Origin of the sequence: Gemmatirosa kalamazoonensis, assembly GCF_000522985.1 — a bacterium.
Taxonomy (GTDB): Bacteria; Gemmatimonadota; Gemmatimonadetes; order Gemmatimonadales; family Gemmatimonadaceae; genus Gemmatirosa; species Gemmatirosa kalamazoonensis.
Genome location: NZ_CP007128.1, coordinates 1,237,462 through 1,258,793, shown reverse-complemented (window position 1 = coordinate 1,258,793; position 21,332 = coordinate 1,237,462). Strand labels below are relative to the sequence as shown.

15 protein-coding genes and 1 riboswitch are annotated in these 21,332 nt (G+C 71.6%); of the genes, 4 read left to right on the top strand and 11 right to left on the bottom strand.

Features of this window, described 5'->3' with window-relative positions; all coding sequences use genetic code 11:
- Positions 1-13: 13 nt before the first annotated feature.
- The 6 genes from J421_RS05550 to J421_RS05525 all read right to left on the bottom strand — a co-directional run bounded on the left by J421_RS05550 (position 14) and on the right by J421_RS05525 (position 9,541).
- On the bottom strand, positions 14-1,438 hold the full coding sequence (locus J421_RS05550; RefSeq protein WP_025410175.1) for an MATE family efflux transporter: 1,425 nt from the start codon (positions 1,436-1,438) through the stop codon (positions 14-16).
- A 63-nt stretch (positions 1,439-1,501) separates the two neighbouring features.
- Entirely contained in the window at positions 1,502-4,390 is a 2,889-nt protein-coding gene (gene uvrA / locus J421_RS05545) for an excinuclease ABC subunit UvrA (protein ID WP_025410174.1), read from the bottom strand.
- A 210-nt stretch (positions 4,391-4,600) separates the two neighbouring features.
- Positions 4,601-5,521, bottom strand: coding sequence for a nucleotidyltransferase domain-containing protein (locus tag J421_RS05540; protein WP_025410173.1), 921 nt, complete (start codon positions 5,519-5,521; stop codon positions 4,601-4,603).
- 100 nt (positions 5,522-5,621) lie between these two features.
- Positions 5,622-7,562: an ABC transporter ATP-binding protein gene (locus J421_RS05535; protein ID WP_025410172.1), complete on the bottom strand. Its 1,941-nt coding sequence runs from the start codon at positions 7,560-7,562 to the stop codon at positions 5,622-5,624.
- A 173-nt stretch (positions 7,563-7,735) separates the two neighbouring features.
- Positions 7,736-8,272, bottom strand: coding sequence for a DinB family protein (locus J421_RS05530; protein WP_158508662.1), 537 nt, complete (start codon positions 8,270-8,272; stop codon positions 7,736-7,738).
- Between the two features lie 93 nt (positions 8,273-8,365).
- Positions 8,366-9,541, bottom strand: a complete 1,176-nt coding sequence (locus J421_RS05525; RefSeq protein ID WP_025410170.1) for an NHL repeat-containing protein — start codon at positions 9,539-9,541, stop codon at positions 8,366-8,368.
- Positions 9,542-9,618: 77 nt separating this feature from the next.
- Between J421_RS05525 and J421_RS05520 the strand changes: the two genes are divergently transcribed.
- From J421_RS05520 to J421_RS05510, 3 genes are all read left to right on the top strand, one after another.
- Positions 9,619-10,965, top strand: coding sequence for a HupE/UreJ family protein (locus tag J421_RS05520; protein ID WP_104022292.1), 1,347 nt, complete (start codon positions 9,619-9,621; stop codon positions 10,963-10,965).
- 86 nt (positions 10,966-11,051) lie between these two features.
- Positions 11,052-11,477, top strand: coding sequence for a c-type cytochrome (locus J421_RS05515; RefSeq protein ID WP_025410168.1), 426 nt, complete (start codon positions 11,052-11,054; stop codon positions 11,475-11,477).
- A gap of 144 nt (positions 11,478-11,621) precedes the next feature.
- On the top strand, positions 11,622-13,781 hold the full coding sequence (locus J421_RS05510) for an outer membrane protein assembly factor BamB family protein (RefSeq protein WP_025410167.1): 2,160 nt from the start codon (positions 11,622-11,624) through the stop codon (positions 13,779-13,781).
- Here J421_RS05510 and cysG read toward each other — a convergent pair.
- The 5 genes from cysG to J421_RS05485 all read right to left on the bottom strand — a co-directional run bounded on the left by cysG (position 13,695) and on the right by J421_RS05485 (position 19,720).
- Positions 13,695-15,206, bottom strand: coding sequence for a siroheme synthase CysG (cysG, locus tag J421_RS05505; RefSeq protein ID WP_025410166.1), 1,512 nt, complete (start codon positions 15,204-15,206; stop codon positions 13,695-13,697). The two genes, J421_RS05510 and cysG, sit on opposite strands and share 87 nt — an antisense overlap.
- Positions 15,203-16,888: a nitrite/sulfite reductase gene (locus tag J421_RS05500; protein ID WP_025410165.1), complete on the bottom strand. Its 1,686-nt coding sequence runs from the start codon at positions 16,886-16,888 to the stop codon at positions 15,203-15,205. The genes cysG and J421_RS05500 overlap by 4 nt, the downstream gene beginning before the upstream one ends.
- On the bottom strand, positions 16,885-17,592 hold the full coding sequence (locus J421_RS05495) for a phosphoadenylyl-sulfate reductase (RefSeq protein ID WP_025410164.1): 708 nt from the start codon (positions 17,590-17,592) through the stop codon (positions 16,885-16,887). The genes J421_RS05500 and J421_RS05495 overlap by 4 nt, the downstream gene beginning before the upstream one ends.
- A gap of 250 nt (positions 17,593-17,842) precedes the next feature.
- Positions 17,843-17,913: riboswitch (SAM riboswitch) on the bottom strand.
- Between the two features lie 140 nt (positions 17,914-18,053).
- A complete protein-coding gene (locus tag J421_RS05490) occupies positions 18,054-19,130 on the bottom strand; it encodes an NHL repeat-containing protein (RefSeq protein ID WP_025410163.1) in 1,077 nt (358 codons plus the stop codon).
- Between the two features lie 89 nt (positions 19,131-19,219).
- Positions 19,220-19,720: a c-type cytochrome gene (locus J421_RS05485; RefSeq protein WP_025410162.1), complete on the bottom strand. Its 501-nt coding sequence runs from the start codon at positions 19,718-19,720 to the stop codon at positions 19,220-19,222.
- A gap of 170 nt (positions 19,721-19,890) precedes the next feature.
- Between J421_RS05485 and J421_RS05480 the strand changes: the two genes are divergently transcribed.
- A complete protein-coding gene (locus J421_RS05480) occupies positions 19,891-21,327 on the top strand; it encodes an NAD(P)/FAD-dependent oxidoreductase (protein ID WP_025410161.1) in 1,437 nt (478 codons plus the stop codon).
- Positions 21,328-21,332 lie beyond the last annotated feature (5 nt).

Here is a 21,332-nt window from a genome sequence, read left to right as displayed (position 1 = left end):
ATCCGCATGCGTCTCACGCCGTGCTCCGCGCCTCGGCGCCCGCGAGCGCGTGCGCCGGCGCGGCCACGCCCGCCGATGCGGCCTCCGCGCTCGGCGCCGCGGGGAACGCGAGCCGCAGCCGATACTCGCGCCGCAGCAGCAGGAGCGCCACGCCGAGCTGCACCCACACCGAGAGCACCGACAGGTACCACACCCACGACAGCTGGAAGCCGGGCGCGCGTGACAGCGCGAGCGCCGGCAGCGCGCTGAGGAGCAGGCGCAACCCCGACGTGGCGAGCGACGGCACGGTGTTGCCCATCGCCTGGAACATGCTCGAGGTCACGAACACCACGCCCGACGCGACGAAGTTCCACGACACGATGCGCAGATACTCCACGCCGACGGCGATCGTCGCCGCGTCGTGCGAGAAGATCCCGACGAGCGCCGCCGGCGCCGCCTTGCACAGCAGCGCGAACGCGAGCATCACGCCGCCGGCCATCCACGCGGCGTCGCGGAACGTCTCGCGCACCCGGCCGGCGAGGCGCGCGCCGAAGTTCTGTCCCGCCACCGGCGCGACCGAGAAGCCCAACGCGACGACCGGCATGAAGCCCGACTGCACCACGCGCTGGCCGATGCCGAACCCCGCCTGTGCCGCCGCGCCGAACGGCCGCGAGATGACGTAGACGATCATCATGTACGCCGCCATGAGCGCGAACTCGACGCCCGCCGGCAGCCCGATCGCGACGATGCGCTTCCACAGGTCGAGCCGCGGCCGCCAGTCGGCGACCACGAAGCGCAGCGGCGCGTCCTTCGGCAGGAAGTACGTCGTGAGCCACGCCACGCCCACGGCGAGCGCGATCAGCGTCGACAGCGCGGCGCCGGCGACGCCTAACGGATGCCCCGTCCCCCAGCCGAAGATGAGGAACGGCGCGAGCACCGTGTTCACGATGACGGTCGTCGTGCCGACGATCATGCCGGGGCGGAAGTTCCCCATACCGCGCAGCGCCGCGCCCATCGCGACGATCCCGAACTGCAGCGCGAGCGCGGGCACGAACCAGAGCAGGTAGTCGGCGGCGAGGGCCGCGGTGCGCGCATCGGCGCCCATCGACGCCGCGTATACCCCGCGCCCGGCGAGGCCGGCGACGAGCACGCCGAGCCCGGTCAGCATCGCGAGCACCTGCGACTGGTTGAACGCGAGCAGCGCGTGCTCGTGGTCGCCCCGGCCGGCGGCGTGGGAGACGAGCGTCGTCGTGCCGACGCCGAGCATCTGCGTCAGCGCGAGCACCACGAAGTTCAGGTTCCCCGCGATGCCGACCGCCGCGACGGCGTCGGTGCCGAGCCGGCCGACCCAGTACAGGTCGACGAGGAAGTACAGCGTCTGGAAGACCATCGTGACGAGCATGAAGCTCGTGGTCTTCAGCAGATGCCGCGTGACCGGGCCGGAGGTGAGGTTCGCCATTGATCGCCGGGGTGAGGAGGGAGCCATATTATACCCGGGCGTAATTCCGCGCCAGAGCGGTCCCTATCGCAGATGCGCCCGGAGGAACCGCCCGGTGTGCGACGCCCGGCACGCCGCCACCTGCTCGGGCGTCCCCGTCACGACCACCTCCCCGCCGGCGTGCCCCCCCTCGGGGCCGAGGTCGATGACGTGGTCCGCGGTCTTGATGACGTCGAGGTGGTGCTCGATGAGCAGCACGGTGTGGCCGACGTCGACGAGGCGGTTCAGCGACTCGAGCAGCCGCTCCACGTCGGCCAGGTGCAGCCCGGTCGTCGGCTCGTCGAGGATGTAGACGGTGTGCTTCGCGCGCTGCAGCCGGCTGAGCTCCGTGGCGATCTTCACGCGCTGCGCCTCGCCGCCGGAGAGCGTGGTGGCCGACTGGCCTAACGTGAGGTAGCCGAGCCCGAGGTCCACGAGCACGTCGATCTTGCGGCCCACCGCGGGGTCGTCCTCGAAGAAGCGCGCCCCCTCCTCGACCGACATGTTCAGCACGTCGTCGATCGTCTTGCCGCGGAGCGTGACCTCGAGCGTCTCGGCGTTGAACCGCGCGCCCTTGCACGCGCCGCACGTGACCTCCACGTCGGGCATGAAGTAGAGCTGCGTGGTGATGACGCCCTCGCCCTGGCATTCCTCGCAGCGGCCGCCCTTCACGTTGAAGCTGAAGCGCCCCGGCTTGTAGCCGCGCTCCACGGCGAGCGGCGCGGCGGTGAACAGGTCGCGGATGGCGTCGTAGAACCCGACGTACGTCGCCGGGTTCGACCGCGAATTGCGGCCGATCGGCGACTGGTCGATGCTGACGACCTTGTGCACGCGCTCCATCCCCTCCACCGCGTCGTGCGCGCCGGGAAGCGTGCGCGTGTCGACGAGCCGCTTCCACAGCGCCTTGTACAGCACGTCGCTCACGAGCGTGCTCTTGCCGGATCCGCTCGCGCCGGTGATGGCGGTGAGCGTGCCTAACGGAAACACGACGTCGATCGCCTTCAGGTTGTTCTCGCGCGCGCCGCGCACGACGAGCGCGTAGCCGTTCCCGCGCCGCCGCTTCTTCGGCGTCGCGATGGCGCGGCGCCCCGAGAGGAACTGTCCGGTCGGCGACGCGTCGCACGCGAGCACGTCGTCGATCGTCCCCTGCACGACGACGGTGCCGCCGTGCACGCCGGGGCCGGGCCCCATCTCCACGACGTGGTCGGCGGCGCGGATGGTGTCCTCGTCGTGCTCGACGACGATGACGGTGTTGCCGATGTCGCGCAGGCTCTCCAGCGTCGCGATCATCTTCACGTTGTCCTTCGGGTGCAGCCCGATGCTCGGCTCGTCGAGCACGTAGAGCATGCCCATGAGCCCCGAGCCGATCTGCGTCGACAGGCGGATGCGCTGCGACTCGCCGCCCGACAGCGTGCCCGCGCGGCGATCGAAGCTGAGGTAGTCCAGCCCGATGCCGCGCAGCACGTCGAGCCGCGCGCGGATCTCCTTCAGCACCTGCCGCCCCGCGTCGGCCCCGCGGCCGCTCGGCTTCACGTCGCCGAGGAACGCGTGCAGCTCGTCGAAGTGCATGCGGTTCACGTCGTGCAGCGTGCGGCCGCCGACGGTCCACAGCAGCCGCGTGGCGCGCAGCCGGGCGCCCTGACAGTCGGGGCAGGTGTGCTCCACCATCACGCGGTCGAGCCACGCTTCCATGCCCGCGCTCCCCTCGCCGCGCTGGCGATAGCGCCGGTAGTGCCGCTCGATGCGGCGCGCGATGCCGTGGAAGCCGACCTCGCGGCCCTCGTGCTCCTCGCGCTTGGTCTTCGCGTCGGGGGGCGTGCGCACGGCGATCTTGTCGACGCCGACGCCGTAGAGGATCGCCTGCCTAACGGATTCCGGCAGCGCCGCCCACGGCGTGTCGAGCGAGAAGCCCAGTGCGAGCGCCATGCTGTACATGAGGCGCCCGTCCCACGTGTCGGGGTTGTAGCGGAACGCCTCCTTCACGAAGCAGCCGCCGCGGATGGACCGCGTGGGATCGGGAACGAGCAGCTCGGGGTGCGTGAGCTTGTCGACGCCGAGGCCCCCGCAGGTGCGGCACGCGGCCTCGGGGTTGTTGAACTGGAACCACTCGGGGCCGATGTCGCCGTACGCGAAGTGGTGCCTGCGGCTGAACGCCTCGTGAAAGCGCTTCGTCTGCGCCGCCGCGGCGCCCTTCACGACGTGCACCGAGAGCAGCCCGTCGCCGACGAGCAGCGCCGCGGCGACGGCGGCCTTGATCGACTTCTCGTGGCGCTTCGCGACGACGACGCGATCCACCACCGCGTCCATGTGCCGCACCGCGCTCTCGTCGAGCTCCATCTTCTCCGCGAGGTCCACCGACACGCCGTCGACGATGAGGCGACGGCAGCCCTTCTTGCGCACCTCGGTGAGCACGACGTCGAGGTCCTCGCCGTAGACGCGGAACACCGGCGCGCGCAGCTCCACCTCCGTGCCGTCGGGGAGCGACAGGATCGACTCCACGATCTGGCTCGTGCTGCGACTCGGCGCGGGCTCGCCCGTGCGCGGGCAGTGCGGCTCGCCGACGGTCGCGAACAGCAGGTTGAGATAGCTCGCGACGTCGGTCATCGTGCCGACGGTGGACCGCGGGTTGCTCCCGGTGGTCTTCTGCTCGATGGAGATGACCGGCGAGAGCCCGAACACGAAGTCGACGTCGGGCTTCGCGACCTGCGCGACGAACCGCTTCGCGAACGACGACAGCGACTCCATGTACCGCCGCTGTCCCTCGGCGTAGATGGTGTCGAACGCGAGGCTCGACTTGCCGGATCCGGAGAGACCGGTGACGACGACGAGCCGGTCGCGCGGGATCTCGACGGAGACGTTCTTCAGATTGTGCACGCGCGCGCCCTGCACGGAGATCGCGGTGCGAGGCGCGGGGCGCTTGCCGTTGCGTTTCACGGTGGCTCGGCGCGGGTGGGACAGCCACGGTAGCACTGGCTGCCGCGCCGGGCAACGTCGGCCGCAGGGAGCGGCGACCGGCGTGCAGTGGGCGGCCCATTCGAGGGACACGGACAACTTGGGGACCGAGCCGTCTCACGCGGAGCCGCGGAGGACGCGGAGATCACACGAGGCCCAGCGATTCCTCGGGTGCTCTTCGCGTGCCCTGATTCATGCGCCGAGCGCGTAGAACGCGAGCTCCTGCACCTCCACGTTGCTCCGCTTCGTGAGCTTGACGGGCGTCGACGCGCGGCCGATGAGGCCCTCGTGCGCGAGGTACTCGCAGGCGAGCGACACGCCCTCGACGCCGACGTGCCGGCGGAAGTGGTCGTCGATCTCGGTGGCGGAGCGTGCCTCGCGCACGTCGCGCAGGTGCGCCACGATCGGCGCGAACAGCCGCGGCGCGCGCGTGCGCACATAGCCGGACGCCGCGTCGAGCGCCGCCTGCACCGCGTCGCGCGTCTTCGGGCGATCGAGCAGGCCGGTGTAGATCGTGTCGAACAGCGCGGGGTCGAGCTTCGCGGCCTGCGGGATCACCTCGCGGTCGGCGATGAGCCGGCGGCCGACGATCTCGAGGCGCGCGATGGGCGTCGCGGCGTACAGGATCCAGAGCGCGGTGTAATGCAGGTCGCCGCGCGTGATCATCCACTTGTGCGCCTTGTCGAGCGGGCCGAGCGCCTCGATCCCGGCCTGGAAGAGCTGCAGCTCCGTGTCGCGCTCGCCGACGTCGCGTACGCGCGCCATCAGCTCGGCCAGCGTGTCGTCGTGCGAGTAGAGCAGGCGGCCCTTCGCGAGGAACGCGTGGATGAACGAGTTGTGCAGCGCGCCGTCGACGATGCGCCGGAGCTCGGCCCGCTGGATCAGCCACGCGTGCACGTGCACGCCGTCGGCGCTGAGCGTGTAGCTCCCCGGCCCGCTCTTCCGCTCGTCCTGCGTCACCAGCACCAGGTCGATGTCGGAGCGCTCCCAGACCGTGTCGTGCGACAGGCTGCCGCCGAGGATCGCCGCGACCACCGAGCGATCCTCGCGCACCTGCGCGACGAGCGCGTCGAGGGCGCGATGGTAGCGGAGCTCGAGGGGCGTCTCGGTCACGGCTCTTTGGATTGAACCGCAGAGGACGCAGAGGACGCAGAGGAGAACCACTCTCGTTGGTGTCGTCTGCGTCCTCTGCGTCCGCTGCGGTTCGATGTCGTCAACGCAGCGCCTCCTCTCCTTCGTGTCCCGCGACGGCCATCTGCCGCGCGACCATGTCGTAGTACGTGCCGCGCGCGGCCATCAGCTCGTCGTGCGTGCCGCGCTCGACCACCGCGCCGTCCTCGAGCAGCAGGATGAGGTCCGCGCGCCGGATCGTGGAGAGGCGGTGCGCGATCACGAACGTGGTGCGGCCGGCGAGCAGCGTCGCCATCGACGCCTGGATGAGCTGCTCGCTCTCCGTATCGAGGTTGCTCGTCGCCTCGTCGAGGATCAGGATCTGCGGCCGCGCGAGCAGCGCGCGGGCGATCGCGAGCCGCTGCTGCTGGCCGCCGGAGAGCTTCACCCCGCGCTCGCCGATGAACGTCTCGTAGCCGTCCGGCAGCCGCTCGATGAACTCGTGCGCGTTCGCGCGGCGCGCGGCGTCGAGGACGTCGGCATCCGTGGCGTCGAGGCGCCCGTACGCGATGTTGTCGCGCACCGAGCCGTCGAACAGGAAGACGTCCTGCTGCACGATGGCGAGCAGGTCGCGGTACGTGTGCAGCCGGAGATCGCGCAGGTCGATCCCGTTCAGCACGATGCGGCCGCGCGTCGGGTCGTGGAACCGCGCCACGAGGTCCGTCACCGTCGTCTTGCCGGCGCCGCTGCGGCCGACGAGCGCCACCACCGAGCCGCCCGGCACCGTCACGTCGAAGTCGCGCACCACCGGCCGCCCCTCGCGGTACTCGAACTGCACGTGCTCGAAGCGGATCTCGCGCACCACGCGCGGCGCGTCCACCGCGTCGGGCCGATCCGGCTTGTCCTCCGGCATGCCGAGCACCTCGAATACGCGCTCCATCGCGGCGAGCGAGCGCTGGAGCTCGGAGAACGAGTTGACGATCTGCCACACCGGGCCGAGAAGCAGGAACGTGTACCACTGGAACGCCATGATGTCGCCGATCGACGCGCGGCCGCGGAGGTTCAGGTAGCCGCCGTACCACACGATGACGACGTTCACGATGCCCAACAGCACGCCCCACGACGTCCACAGCACCATCTCGCGCCGCTGCGCGAACATCTCCTTGCGCAGCACGGTGTGCCGGCCGCGCATGTAGTCGAGCAGCTCGTGCATCTCCTGCCGGAACGCGCGCACGACGCGGATGCCGGAGAACGTCTCGCCGACGCGCCCGTCGATGCGCTCGGCGTCCTTGCGGATGGAGCGATAGATCGGGCGCACGCGCTTCGACGACACGAAGCTGATCACCATCACGCCCGGGATGATCGCGAGCGCCGTGAGCGCGAGCCGCCAGTTGATCGACAGCAGCACCACGATGGCGACGACGAGCCGGATCACCGACAGCGACGGCGACACGATCGCGAGCTGGAGCAGCCCGCTCGTCGTGTCCACGTCGCCCGACAGCCGCGACAGGATGCCGCCCGTCTTCATGTCGTAGAGCGTCGACAGCGGCAGATGCAGGAACCGCTGGAACAGCGCGCGCCGCAGCGTCAGCATCACGCGCGCGTTCAGCCGCCGCTGGCGGTTGTCCTTGAACGCGTTGATCAGGTTCGACGTGACGATCACCGTGAGGAACGTGAGCCCCACGGCATTCAGCCGCGACAGCCGCGCCGCGGCATCGAGCGCGCGGTTCAGCAGCACGCGGTCCACGATGAAACGCATGAACAGCGGCTCGATCATCTCGAGCCCGGCGCGCGTGAGCGCGAGCGCGAAGAACGCCGCGACGGCCCACCGGTGCGGGCGCAGCCACCGCACGTACTCGCGCATCCGGTCGCGCCGCGCCGTTCCCTTGCCGTTCGCCTTCGCCCGCTCCTCGCCGAGCAGCCGGCGCCCCTCGGCCGCGTCGACCAGCGCGTCGAGGCGGCGGTGCCGGTAGTCGTCGACGAAGCGGTGGTAGCGCTCGCGCGAGGTGCGGCCCGGAGGCGCGGGGGGCGTCGGGGCGGTCACGGCCGGCAGCCTAACGACGCGAGTGTCGCGCGGTACACGCCGATCGGATGCCGCTCCCGTCCCTCGACCTTGACGGGATGACCAGGGCCGACGCGACGACGACGAACGACACCGGCAACGTTGGCGGTTCTCATCCTGTCCGTCGTGTTCATCCTGTCGAGCGGAAAGATGTGTCAGGCCGGCCCGAACGCGTCGGCGATCTCCGCGATCTGGCCCGCGTGCCGCGCGTCGTGGTGCGCGGTGAGCTCGAACCAGCCGCGCAGCGTCACCGGACCGATGATCGGGTGCGGCCAGATCGCGCCGTCGAGCACCGCGGGGTCGGCGGTGCGATACGCGTGCTTCATCTCCTCGCGCGCGGAAGCGAGCTGCGCGAGCGCATCGTCGGGCGTCAGCGTTCCCTTCGGCCGCACGCGCTCGGGCGCCTCCACGCGCTGCGTGCGGTCGCGCAGGAACGCGATGCGCTCCGGCGTGAGTCGCGCCGCCGCCAGCTCCTCCGCCGTCGCGGTCAGCGGCTCGGCGCTGCGCAGCGCGACGATCTTTCCCACGCCGCGGTCGATGCGCGCCACGTGCTCGACCACCTCGGCCACCGACCACGCGTCGGGTGAAGGGCGCTCGCCAAGTCGCGCCGCGGGGACGCGGGCCACCTGGGCGAGGAACGCGTCGCGCTCGCGGTCGAGCAGGGACAGCAGCTCTTCGGTTTCAGGACGCATCATTTCCATTGCGTTACCATCGATTTGCATGGTACGAGGCCTGGGTGCGAGCTGTCATGCAAAGCATGGTAACGCCACGAAGATGATGCGTCCTCACCTCGCCCGCGGCCATGCGACTCCCTGGATCCGTTCCACCTGTCCCAGCCCGCGGTACACGAACTTCTGCACGCGCTTGCCCTCGTACGTCTCCGTCGTGTACAGGTTGCCCTTCGAGTCGGTGGCGATGCTGTGCACGGCGAACCACTGTCCCGGCTGACGGCCGCCGTCGCCGAACTGCGTGAGGATGGCGAGCGACTGCCGGTCCATAACGTAGACGCGCTCGTTCTTGCCGTCGGCGAGGAACAGGTACTTCTGCTGCGGGTCGCGCGAGAACGCGATGTCCCACACCGAGCCGTCGCCTAACGTGTTCGGCGCGACGCGCACCTCCTTCACGAACGAGCCGTCCTTGCGGAAGACCTGGATGCGGTCGTTCGGCCGGTCGCACACGTACACCAGCCCATCGGTCGTCGGCTCGGCGCAGTGCACGGGGTTGCGGAACTGCTGCGCGAGCGGCGCGCTCGGGCTGTAGCGGCCGAGGTTCGAGTCGTTCGGCACGTGGCCGTAGGCGCCCCAGAAGCGCTTGATCTTCCCCGTCGTCATGTCGAGCACCGCGACGCGCTTGTTGCCGTAGCCGTCGGCCACGTACGCCTCGTTCGCCTTCGCGTCGAACGTGATCTTCGCCACGCGGCCGAAGTGGTCGGTGGCGTTCGAGTTCACGGCCTGGCGCGGCTCGCCGATCTGCAGGAGCAGCTTGCCGTCGTGCGTGAACTTGAGGATGTGCGAGTCGCCGACGCCGTTGCCGCCGATCCACACGTTGTCCTTGTCGTCGAGCGAGATGCCGTGGTTCGACACCGGCCACACGTATCCCTCCCCCGGGCCGCCCCACGCCTTCACGAGATTGCCCTCGGGGTCGAACTCGAGGATCGGCGGCGCGGCGCGGCAGCACTCGCCGATCGGCGGCGTGGCGTCGGCGCCCACCTCGGTGCGCTGGTTCAGCGTCGAGTCGCCGCGGTGGATGATGAACACGTGGTCCTTGGAGTCCACGCCGACGCCGATCACGGAGCCGAGCACCCAGTGGTTGGGCAGGGGCTTCGGCCACAGTGGATCGACCTCGAAGCGCGGCGCCGTCACGGTGTCCGCGCGCGTGGACGCGAGCACGCCCTGGCCGAGCGCGAGCACGCCGACGAGCACGATCACGGTGCCGCCGAAGAACCGGGTACGTCGCCGCATCGAGCTCCTCCTGCGGGGCGGGGCGGGGCGAGGTTGCTGCGCGGTGCGCGCGCTGTAAGTTCGCGGACCGACGGACCATGATCTTATCCCGCATTTCTCGACGTCGTCCAGTACGCCTCCTCCTGCTCGGCCTCGCGCTCGCGGTGGCCGCGGGCCGGGCGCTCGCGCACGAGATCCCGGCGCGCGTGGCGATCCTCGCGTTCGTGAAGCCGCAGGGTCGGCTGCTGCGCGTCGTCGTGCGCGTGCCGCTGGAGGCGATGCGTGACGTGCGGCTCCCGCTGCGCGACGGCGTGTACCTCGACCTCGCGCGCCCGGAGCTCGATCGCGCGCTGCGCGACGCGGCCGAGCTGTGGGTCGCCGGCGGGCTGGAGCTGCGCGCGGACGACGTTAGGCTCATGCCGCGCGTCACCGCGGCGCGCGCGTCGCTGCCGTCGGACCGGAGCTTCGAGCGGTTCGAGACCGCGCTCGCGGAGACGATCGGCCCACCGCTGGCATCGGCGACCGCGCTTCCGTGGCGCCAGGCGATGCTCGACGTCGCGATCGAGTACGACGTGCCGTCGGACCATGCGCGCCTGTCGCTCCGCCCGGCGCTCGCGCACCTCGGCCTGCACACGACGACGGCGCTGCGGTTCCTGCCGCCCGACGGCGCCGAGCGCGCGTTCACGTGGAGCGGCGACCCGGGGCTCGTGCGCCTCGATCCTCGCTGGCACCAGGCCGCGCTCTCCTTCCTGTCGCTCGGCGTTAGGCACATCCTCGGCGGCGTCGATCACCTGCTGTTCGTGCTCTGCCTCGTGCTCCCGCTCGGACGGATCCGGCCGCTCGTCGGCGTGGTGACGGCGTTCACCGCGGCGCACTCGGTGACGCTCGCGGCGAGCGCGCTCGGGCTCGCGCCGGATGCGCTCTGGTTCCCGCGGCTCGTCGAGCTGCTCGTCGCGGCGTCGATCGTGTACATGGCGTGCGAGAACGCGTTGGGCACCCGGCTCGATCGGCGGTGGGCGGTGGCGTTCGGCTTCGGGCTCGTGCACGGCTTCGCGTTCTCGTTCGCGCTCCGCGAGTCGATGCAGTTCGCCGGCTCGCACCTGCCGACGGCGCTGCTCGCGTTCAACGCCGGCGTGGAGCTCGGCCAGCTCGCCGCGATCGCCGTCGCCGTGCCGCTGCTCGCGCTCCTCTTCCGCCGAGTGCCGCGCCGCGGGGGCGTGATCCTCGGCTCCGCGCTCGTCGGACATACGGCGTGGCACTGGATGCTCGACCGGTGGAGCGCGCTCCGCGAGTACCGATTCACCTGGCCCGCGCTCGACCGCGCGTTCGTCGCCGGCACCATGCGCGTCGCGGCGCTGCTGCTCGTCGTCGTGCTGATGCTGTGGGCGATGTCGGCGCTGGCCGAGCGGCTCTCGCGCGGCGGGCGCGAGGTGGAGGCGCGATGAGTGAAGCACATTTGAACCGCAGAGGACGCAGAGGAAACCAGCGACGAATTGGTTCTCCTCTGCGTCCTCTGCGTCCGCTGCGGTTCATGCTCCTTCTCGTCCTCGCATCTCGCCTCTCGGCGCAAGCCGTTGCCAAGGACACGCCCGCGGCACGCACGACACGCTCCGCGGTCTACACGGAGGTGCAGGCGAAGCGCGGTGCGGACGTGTACGTGATGTCGTGCAAGTCATGTCACACCCCCGCGTCACACACCGGTGTCACGTTCGCCACGTGGTGGAAGGGCAAGACGGTCGGCGACCTGCTCGGCTTCGTGAGCACGAAGATGCCGAAGAACGATCCCGGGGGACTGGATCCGCAGCAGTACGCGGACGTCGTGGCCTATCTCCTCAAGATGAACAAGCTCCCCGCTGGGGAGAGCGAGCTGCCGCCGGATGCCGACGCGGTGAAAGACGTCCGCATCGAGGTCGGTGCGCCGGCGCGCGGCCCCGCGAAGAAGCCACCGTCTTCGTGAGGAACGCGGATCACGCGGATCACGCGGATCACGCGGATCGGCGTGAATCCGCGCGATCCGCGCAATCCGCGCTCCACGCGAGGAGCCGTCTCCGACGCGGAGTCGTGAGACGCCACGAAGAGAATCCCGACGAGGACCGCATCGATGCTCCGACGTCTCGCCCTGACGTTCCTGCTCGTCGCCGCGCCGAGCGTCGCCGCAGCGCAGCAGCCCGCTCGCGGCAATCCGCCGGGCGAGTGGCGCTACTGGGCCGCCGACGCGTGGAGCACGCGCTACTCGCCGCTCGACCAGATCACCGCCGCGAACTTCGACTCGCTCAAGGTCGCGTGGCAGTGGAACGCCGGCCCGTACGGCGAGGACGAGTACTACCGCACCACGCCGCTCTACGCGAACGGGCGCCTGTTCACCGTCGCCACCAATCGGCGCATGGCGTTCGCCGTCGACCCGGCGACGGGGAAGACGCTATGGAAGTGGGGGATGGACGAGGGCATCCGCTGGCAGAAGGCGCCGCGCCGGTTCGCCGGGCGCGGGCTCGCGTACTGGACCGATGGGCCTAACGAGCGCGTCCTCGTCGTCACCCCCGGCTATCACCTCGCGTCGCTCGACGCGCGCACCGGCGTCCCCGACCCGAAGTTCGGCAAGGGTGGCGTCGTCGATCTCATGGAGGGGCTCGGCCTCCCGCTCGTGCCGCTCGCCGTCGACGACACCGGTGAGCTGATCGTCTCCGACGCCGCGCCCGCGCGCCGAGCGCGCCCCGGCGAGCGGTGGAACGCGCGCACGCGCACCGGCGCCGACGGCACCGTCGGCATCGACCCCGCGTTGGGCCAGATCGCGAGCTCTTCGCCGGGGATCGTCGTGGGCGACGTCTTCGTCGTCGGCAACTCGTCGATCCACGGCTACTACCCCATCCGCGCCCACAACCTCCCCGGCGTCGTGCGCGGCTTCGACGTGCGCACCGGGAAGCAGCTGTGGAAGTTCGACCTCGTGCCGCAGGCGGGGGAGTTCGGCGCGGCGTCGTGGAAGAAGGGCACGAAGTTGGGCACCGACGGCGTCGGCAAGAACGACCCGTGGGCGACGTATGCCGCCGATCCGGAGCTCGGCCTCGTCTACATCCCCGTCGGCATGCCGCTCATGGACGAGTACGGGGGACACCGACCGGGCGACAACCTGTTCGGCAACTCGCTCGTCGCCATCGACGTGAAGACCGGGCAGCGGAAGTGGCACTTCCAGATGGTGCACCACGACATCTGGGACTACGACACGCCGATGTCGCCGAACGTGCTCGACGTGACGGTGAACGGCGCGCGGCGCCGCGTCGTCGCGCAGACGACGAAGCAGGGGTGGGTCTACACGTTCGACCGCGCCACCGGCGAGCCGATCTGGCCGATCGTGGAGACGCCGGTGCTGCAGAGCGAGATCCCGGGCGAGGAGACGTCGCCGACGCAGCCGATCCCGTCGAAGCCCGCGCCGTACGCGCAGCAGGGGCTCGTGGAGGCGGACCTCATCGACTACACGCCGGCGATCCGCGACTCCGCGCTGAAGCTCGCGCAGCGCTGCCGCATGGGACCGTACTTCATCCCCGCGTCGCTGGCTGACGGCACGGGGAAGAGCGGCTACCGCTGCTCGTGGTACGCGCCGGGCGCGTCGGGCGGGGTGAACATCGACGGCGGCGCCGCGGCCGACCCGGAGACGGGGATGCTCTACGTCGGTGCGCAGAGTGGGTTGAGCACCATCCAGGTGCAGAAGGATCCGTGCTCCGAGTTCCGCTACAGCTCCGTGCACGACAGCTGCGGCCTGCTCGGCGCGCTCCCCGCGCCGCCGGGCTACACGCCGCCGAAGGGGCCGATCGGCGGCTTCGAGGGGCGCTCGAGCGGCACGATGATCGGCGGCGTGTCGATCCTGAAGCCGAAGCCGTTAGGCGGCGTCACGGCGTACGACATGAACTCCGGCGACAAGGCGTGGTGGATCCCGAGCGGCGGCAAGCTGCTCCCGGTCACCACCACCGACCCGCTGTTCGCCGGCGTGCAGCTCCCGCCGTCGACGGGCGGGCGCGGCCAGCCGCAGGTGATCACGACGAAGACGCTCGTCATCTACGGCACCGGCCGCTCCTTCGCGCCTCCGGGCCCGCCGCAGCTCTACGCGGTCGACAAGGCCACCGGCAAGCAAGTCGGCGCCGTCACGATCCCGTCGCGCACCACCGCCGTGCCGATGACGTTCCTACACCAGGGGAAGCAGTACATCGTGTTCGCCACCGGCGCCGGCGCGAACACTTCCCTCGTCGCGCTCGCGCTGCCCGGTCGTTAGGCGGCCCGCGTCGCGCAGCCGGACGACCTCGCCGATCACGAGCGTCGCCGGCTGCGCGAGATCCGCCGCCGCGGCGAGATCGGCGATCGTCGCCAGCGTCCCGGTCACCACGCGCTGATCGGGGAGCGTGCCGCGCGACACGACCGCCGCAGGCGTGTCCAGGTCCAGGCCGTGAGCCGCGAGGCGCCCAACGATGTTAGGCAGCGCGCGCAGCCCCATGAGCACGACGAGCGTCGGCACGCGCGCGAGCGCGCTCCAGTCGAGTCGCGTGCCCTCGCCGCACTCGTGGCCCGTCACCACCGCGAATCCCGACGCGAGCGCGCGATGCGTGAGCGGGATCCCCGCCGCGGCCGGCGCCGCGACCGCGGACGACACCCCCGGCACCACCTCGCACCGCACCCCCGCCGCGCGCAGCGCCGCCATCTCCTCCCCGCCGCGCCCGAACACGAACGGATCGCCCCCCTTGAGCCGCACCACGCGCCGCCCCGCGCGCGCCTCCGCGATCAGCAGCGCGTCGATGTCCTGCTGCGGCGTGAACGCGCCGTGCCCGTGCTTCCCCACGCAGACGAGCCGCGCGTCGGGCCGCGCGTACGTCAGCAGCTCGGCGCCGACGAGCTGGTCGTACACGACGACGTCGGCCGAGCGGAGCAGCCGCAGGCCGCGCATCGTGATGAGCTCCGCGTCGCCCGGGCCGGCGCCGACCAGATGGACCACGCCGAGCGTGGAGCGTGGAGCGTGGAGCGTGGCAGCGAAGGGCGCTCCACGCTCCACGCTCCACGCTCCACGCTCGGCCTCCCGCACGAGGCGCTCGATGATCAGCAGCGCCTCGTCCGTCTCCCCGCGCCGCACCGCGTCGATCGCGTCCGAGTCGACGATGCGGTACCAGAGCGCGCGCCGGGCCGCGAAGTCGGGCACGCGCCGCGCGATGTCGGTGCGCAGCGCACCGGCGAGCCGCGCGAACTCGCCGTGCTCGCGGCGCACCACGCGCGCGATGCGCTCGCGCAGCCGCACGGCGAGCGTCGGGCAGTGGCCCGCCGTCGACACGGTCACCGTGATGTCGCCCTCGCGGTGCACCGACGGCGCGATGAAGTGGCAGTGCGCCACGTCGTCCACCGCGTTCAGCAGCACGTGCGCCGCCTCGGCCTCCTCCCACACCGCGTGGTTCACCGCGCGATCGTCCGTCGCCGCCACCGCGATCGCGGCGCCCGCGAGATCGCCCTCGCGGTACGCGCGCCGCTCGAGCGTCACCACGCCCGACAGCTCCGCCATCGCCGGACCGACCTCCGGCGCGACGACGCGCACGCGCGCGCCCGCCTCCGCCAGCTCGCGCGCCTTCTGCGCCGCCACGGCGCCGCCGCCCACCACGACGGCGAGCCGCCCGGTGAGGTCGAGCATCACCGGATAGTAGCGAGGCGTGGCGCTCATGCCGGCACCGCCACGGCCTTCGCGTTAGGCAGGCTCGGCGCGGCCGGCACGCCCGCGAGCGCCGCCTTCACCGCCGCGTCGCCCACGCGCGACGTCCACTCGCGGAACGACTCGTCGCCGTCGCGCTCCGCGTCGTAGACGGAGAACAGCCGCTCCAGCGCATCGGGAAGCGCGTCCGCCGAGGCGCGGAAGCCGACGCGGTGCGCCGTCGCGCTGTGCGCGCCGAGGCCACCGCCCACGAACACATCGAACCCCTCCACCTGCTCGCCGCCCTGGTTCAGCAACACGCCCTGCAGCCCCACGTCGGCGATCCAGTGCTGGCCGCACGCGTTCGGGCAGCCGGTGACGTGCAGCTTGATCGACTCCGAGAAGCCGGGGAGCCGCGCTTCGAGCGCCTCCGCGAGTCGGATGCTGAACTGTTTCGTCTCCACGATCGCGAGCTTGCAGAACTCCGAGCCCGTGCACGACACCGTGCCGCGCTGGAACGGCGACGACCGCAGCGCGCCCACCACCGCCGCCTCCGCCTCGAACGCCGTCAGGCGCTCGGCGGGGATGTTCGGCACCACGACGTTCTGCGTCGCGGTGAGCCGCAGCGAGCCGTCGCCGTACGTGTCGGCGAGCCGTGCCACCGCGCGCAGCCGCTCGGGATCGATGCGCCCCGAGAGCACCGAGAACGCCGCGTAGTGGAGCCCCGGCTGCTTCTGCGGCTGCACGCCGAGGTGGTCGCGGTAGCGTCCCTCCGGCGGGTGCTCCTCGACCGCCGGCGCGAGCGAGTAGCCGACGCGCCGCTCGATCTCGGCCAGGAAGCTGTCCGCGGTCCAGCCGTGGTTGATGAACAGGAACTTCATCCGCGCCTTCGCGCGGTTCTGCCGCAGCTCGTCGGAGTCCCGGAAGATGCCGACGATCGCGTTCACGACCTCCGGCAGCTGCTCCGCCAGCACGAACGCGGGAAGCTTCACAGCGAGATGCGGACGCGTGGAGAGCCCACCGCCGACGCGCACGTGGAAGCCCACCACGCCGTCGGCCCGCCGCACGGCCGTCGCGCCGACGTCGTTGATCTCGGGATACGTGCACCAGTGCGCGCAGCCGGTGATCGTGATCTTGAACTTGCGCGGCAGGTTCGCGTAGTCCGCGTTGCCGTTGAGGAAGCGGTCCACCGCGAGCGCGATCGGCGAGGCGTCGATCAGCTCCTCGTGGTCCACGCCGGCGAGCGGGCAGCCGGTGACGGTGCGCGTGTTGTCGCCGCACGCGCCCTGGCTCGTCCACCCGACGCTCGACAACGCATCCCACACGGTCGGGATGTCCTCGATGCGCAGCCAGTGGAGCTGGAAGTTCTGCCGGTTCGTGATGTCGATGGCGCCGCGCGCGTAGCGGTCGGCGAGGTCGGCGATCGTGCGCACCATCGCCGACGTGAGCAGCCCGTTCGGCGTGCGCACGCGCATCATGAAGAACGGCTGCTCCTCGCCGCGCGTGCCCCGCCCGTCGCCCTGCGTGTACAGCCCCCACGCGCGGAAGCGCACGCCGAGGTCCTCGACCGGGATCGACGCGAAGCCCTCCCGTGCGTAGCGGCGGATGTCGTCCATGATCGACCACGGCGCCTTCTCGCGCTTGATGCGCTCGACGCGCTGTGCCGCGGTCTCCTTCCGGTCGTCGGTCGCGGTATCGTCCGTGACGTCGGTCATGGCCTGGCCTCCGTTAGGCTCGTGGTGGCTGGCGCAGACGCGCGCGCCGTGAACGTGTGCAGCCCACACTCCGTCTTCGCCCGGCCGCTCCAGCGCCCCGCGCGCTCGCCCTCGCCGGCGTGCGTGCGCCGCGTGCACGGCCAGCAGCCGAGGCTCGTGTAGCCGCGGTCGAGCAGCGGGTGGTACGGGATCTCGTGCTCGACGATGTAGCGCCACACCGTCGCGCGGTCCCAGTGCGCGAGCGGGTGCACCTTGAGCAGCGGGCGCCCGTCGACCTCGTGCTGCTCGACGACCTCCACGTCGCGGCGCGACTCGCCCTGGTCGCGTCGGATCGCGCTCACCCACGCATCGTAGTCGCCGAGCGCGCGCGCCATCGGATCGACCTTGCGGATCGTGCAGCAGCGGTCGGGGTCCGTCTCGTACAGCGGCCCCGGATCTTCCGCGGGTCGCACGTCGACCACGTGCAGCCCGTAGCGTTCGGCGAACCGCTGCCGGAACGCGTACGTCTCCTCGAACAGCAGGCCGGTGTCGAGGAAGATCACTGGCACGGTCTGGTCGATGCGGCTCAGCAGGTGCGCGAGCACGACACCGGGTCCGCCGAAGCTGATCGTCATCGCCACGCGGCCGCGGAACGTCTCGACCGCCCACGCGAGGATCGCCGCGGGATGCAGGTGTCGCAGGGTGTCGGCGTCGTGCATGGTCATGGGACGCCTCCGTGAGAAAACAGAACGGCCGCTCTGGGCGAGCGGCCGGGGAAGGGATCGCGTCTGTGGCGAATCGCGTCATCGACATCGACGCGTCGTCCCCGGCCGTCCGCGCGCGCGCGCGCGCATTCGCACCCGCATTCGCACGCGCATGCGCATTCGTTCCGCTTCCGGGTCGTGAGCGTGCGAGCGTGCATGTGGTAAGGCGCGAAATGGTGGTCGCGGAGGACAAAAAAGCCCGGCGGTGGCCGCCGGGCTGATCGCGTTTTAGCAGTTCTTTAACGTGGCTGCAATAGGCGGCAAATGACCACGGGTGTTCGGTTGTCTCCGCGACGATAACGGTCGCGCCGCGCGTGCGTCAAGTGCCGAGTGACGGACGTCGTTCGTACAAACGTCGCACGATTCGCCGTACTCTGCCTTGCGAAACGCGCATCGTTAGGCACCTCGTGCGGCGCGTCCCGTCACGGGATCCGCTCGTACCGCTTCAGCGCGCGCGGCCCCACTTCCGCGCCGTAGATCACGCCGCGCGCGTCCACCGCCACGCCCTCCGCCGCGCTCGTGCTCGGGGGGTTCGTCGCGGGGTCGGGGATGAGCGCCGTCACCGCGCCCGTGCGCGCCGACCCGATGCGGATGCCGCGCTTCCACGCGCCGTGCGCCGGCGCCACCGAGCCCGACTCGGAGTCCGCGACGTAGATCGTGTCGCGCGCGTCGATCCAGATCCCGCTCGGCCGCCCGAACTGATACCACGTGTCGAGCAGCGCGCCGTCCTGGTCGAAGATCAGGATGCGGTCGTTGCCGCGGTCGCCGACGAACAGCCGCCCGCGCGAGTCCATCGCCAGCGCGTGCGGCTGGTCCATCTCGTTAGACGCCTTGCCGAACGTGCCCCACGTCTTCACCAGCGTGCCGGCGCGGTCGAACTTCAGCACCCGGGCGACGGATCCGGGCTGCGACGAATGCCCCTCCGACACGAACACGGAGCCGTCGGGCGCCACGAGCACGTCGTTCGGCTGCCAGAAGTACCCCGGCGCCCGCGCGCCGCCGGCGGCGCCTAACGTGCGGAGCAGCCGGCCGTCGGGCGCGAACTCGAAGACCTGGTGGCCGCGCGGCGGCGCCGCGGAGTCCTTCGTCACCGGCGTCACCGGCGCGTTGCGGCCGCCCGTGCACGCGCAGTCGGTCACCCACACGTTGCCGTCGCGGTCGACGTGGATGCCGTGCGGCGCGACGAGCAGTCCCGCGCCGAACGCGCGCACGAGCGTCCCCGTGGAATCGAACAGCAGCACCGACGGCAGCGCCGACCCCGCGCAGCTGTTCGCGCCGCACCGTTCCGCGACCCACACGCTCCGTCCGTCGCGGTCGATGTCCACGGCGCTCGTCGACCCCCACGTCCGCCCGGCCGGCATCCGCGCCCACCCCTCCACGGTGCGGTAGGGGTTCGGCAGGTCGTTCGTCGGCGCCACGCCCGGCTGCGCGCCCAACGAGGCGACCGTCGCCAGCGACAGGACGGCCGCACGCGGAGCTGCGGAGAACGCGGAGCACACCGACGACGCTCGCCGTTCTCCGCGCGCTCCGCGGCTCCGCATGAGACCGAAGCTCTCGGCGGCTCCGCGTGCGATCCGACGCGCGATCCTCATGGCGTCCTCGGCGTCACGGCGATCCGCAGCCCACGGAGCGCCACGCTGTCCGGCGCCAGCGGGGCCGCGCCCGCCGGCACGCGACTCCGCTGCAGGAGGTACGCGATCACGTCCACGTACTGTGAGTCGCTGAGGCTTCCGGGCTTGTCCTGCGGCATGGTGTTGCGAAGGGTGGTGTAGAGCGTGGACACGCGCGCCTCGTTCCACGCCACCGCGAACGCGTCGCCGTCGAGCTGCCCCGGCGGGTGGCAGCGCGCGCACGTCGCCTTGTAGACCTGCGCCCCGCGCGCCGCCTGGTCGGCCGAGTAGCTCGCCGGCGGCAGCGACGTCGTGGAGGCGGGCACCGCGCGGGCGCCGTGCGTCGAGAGCACCGGGTGCGCGAGCCCCGCCACCCGCGCGCCTAACGGCTCGCGCACGTCGGGCGTGTCGCGGCGGCACGCGGCGATCAGGACGAGCGGCACGAGCGCGAGCAGGGAACGCTTCGTGGCTTCGGTCACCCGTGTCACGGCGCCTCGTTCATGAGAGCTCCTCGTGTGGGGTAGCGGATCGACGCATCGACGGTTCCATGATCGTGTCGTCCTGCCGCGCGGCGCGAAAGGGCGCGGCGACGGGTTTGCCTTCCCGTGGACCGGCCGGCAGTATTGCCGCGCACCCCACCCAAACGGTCATGGCGGACGATCCCGACGTCTCGACTCCCACGCGGCGCGACTTCCTGAAGGCCGCCGGCGCCGGCGCGACGATCGCGCTGCTCGGCGCGTGCGACACCGCCGAAGCGGCGCCCGTGCCCGGGCTCGCGCACCGCCGCCGCCCGTTAGTCGGCGGCTCGTCGTCCGACGTCGTCGTCATCGGCGGCGGCATCTGGGGAAGCTTCACCGCGCTGCACCTGTGCCGCATGGGCGCGAAGGTCACGCTCGTCGACGCGTACGGCCCCGGCAACGCGCGCTCCACCTCCGGCGACGAGTCGCGCGGCGTGCGCTCGTCGTACGGCGACCGCGACACGGGCGAGATGTGGATGCTGTGGGCCCGCGAGGCCATCGCGCGGTGGAAGGCGTTCGACGCGGAGTGGGGCAAGGACCTGCGGCTCAACCTGTTCCACACGACGGGCGATCTCATCCTGCGTCCCGACTGGGAGCCGTTCCTCAATCGCACGCGCCACTGGTGGGAGCGGCACGCGGTGCCGTACGAGATCCTCGACCCCGAGGCCGTGCGGCGCGACTTCCCGGTGATCTCGATGGACGACATCACCGCGGTGCTGTACGAGCCCGACGCCGGCGTGGTGCGCGCGCGCCGCTCCGTGCAGACGGTCGCCGCGGTGGCCGAGCGACTCGGCGCGCGGATCGCGATCGGGCGCGCGCGGCCGGGGCGCGTGGCGAACGGCCGCCTAACGGACGTCGCGCTCGACACCGGCGAGACGCTGCGCGCCGACACGTTCGTGTTCGCGCCGGGGCCGTGGCTCGGCAAGACGTTCCCGACGCTGTTCGCGAACCGCATGCGCACGCCGCTCGGCTACGTGTGCTACTTCGGCACGCCGGCCGGCGACCACCGGTTCACCTACCCGAACCTGCCGAGCTTCAACTTCCCGGGCGTCACCGGATGGGCCTCGCTGCCGGTGGACAGCCGCGGCTTCCGCGTGCGCGGCGGCGAGCGCGCGCCGGGCCCGCGGCCGCGCACCGGAGGGGCCGGCGCGAGCAACACGCCCACGCCGCCGCGCCAGCTCGACCCCGACACGAGCGACCGGTGGGCCGACGCGGCGCGCATCGAGCCCACGCGCCGCTTCGTCGCGCACCGCTTCCCGCTGCTCGCCGACGCGCCGCTGCTGCAGACGCACGCCTGCCACTACGAGCTCAGCTCGAGCCGCAACTTCGTCGTCGACCGGCACCCCGACATGACGAACGTGTGGATCGCCGGCGGCGGCAACGCGGAAGGGTTCAAGTTCGGCCCCGTGATCGGCGAGTACGTCGCGCAGCGCGCCCTCGGCACCGAGGGCGATCCCGCGGTCGCGAAGGGCTTCCGCATCCCCGAGAAGGAGTTCGAGCTCCCGCCGCCGGCGACGGTCGCCACGGACACCGCGAAGAAAGCGTTAGGCACCCCCGGGCGACGCTGACGCCG

Coding starts and splice junctions, on each gene's coding strand:
- J421_RS05550 (WP_025410175.1), bottom strand. CDS start 1,438: ATGGCGAACCTCACCTCCGGCCCGGTCACGCGGCATCTGCTGAAGACC.
- J421_RS05530 (WP_158508662.1), bottom strand. CDS start 8,272: ATGCGTCCTGAAACCGAAGAGCTGCTGTCCCTGCTCGACCGCGAGCGC.
- J421_RS05525 (WP_025410170.1), bottom strand. CDS start 9,541: ATGCGGCGACGTACCCGGTTCTTCGGCGGCACCGTGATCGTGCTCGTC.
- J421_RS05520 (WP_104022292.1), top strand. CDS start 9,619: ATGATCTTATCCCGCATTTCTCGACGTCGTCCAGTACGCCTCCTCCTG.
- J421_RS05515 (WP_025410168.1), top strand. CDS start 11,052: ATGCTCCTTCTCGTCCTCGCATCTCGCCTCTCGGCGCAAGCCGTTGCC.
- J421_RS05510 (WP_025410167.1), top strand. CDS start 11,622: ATGCTCCGACGTCTCGCCCTGACGTTCCTGCTCGTCGCCGCGCCGAGC.
- cysG (WP_025410166.1), bottom strand. CDS start 15,206: ATGAGCGCCACGCCTCGCTACTATCCGGTGATGCTCGACCTCACCGGG.
- J421_RS05500 (WP_025410165.1), bottom strand. CDS start 16,888: ATGACCGACGTCACGGACGATACCGCGACCGACGACCGGAAGGAGACC.
- J421_RS05495 (WP_025410164.1), bottom strand. CDS start 17,592: ATGACCATGCACGACGCCGACACCCTGCGACACCTGCATCCCGCGGCG.
- J421_RS05480 (WP_025410161.1), top strand. CDS start 19,891: ATGGCGGACGATCCCGACGTCTCGACTCCCACGCGGCGCGACTTCCTG.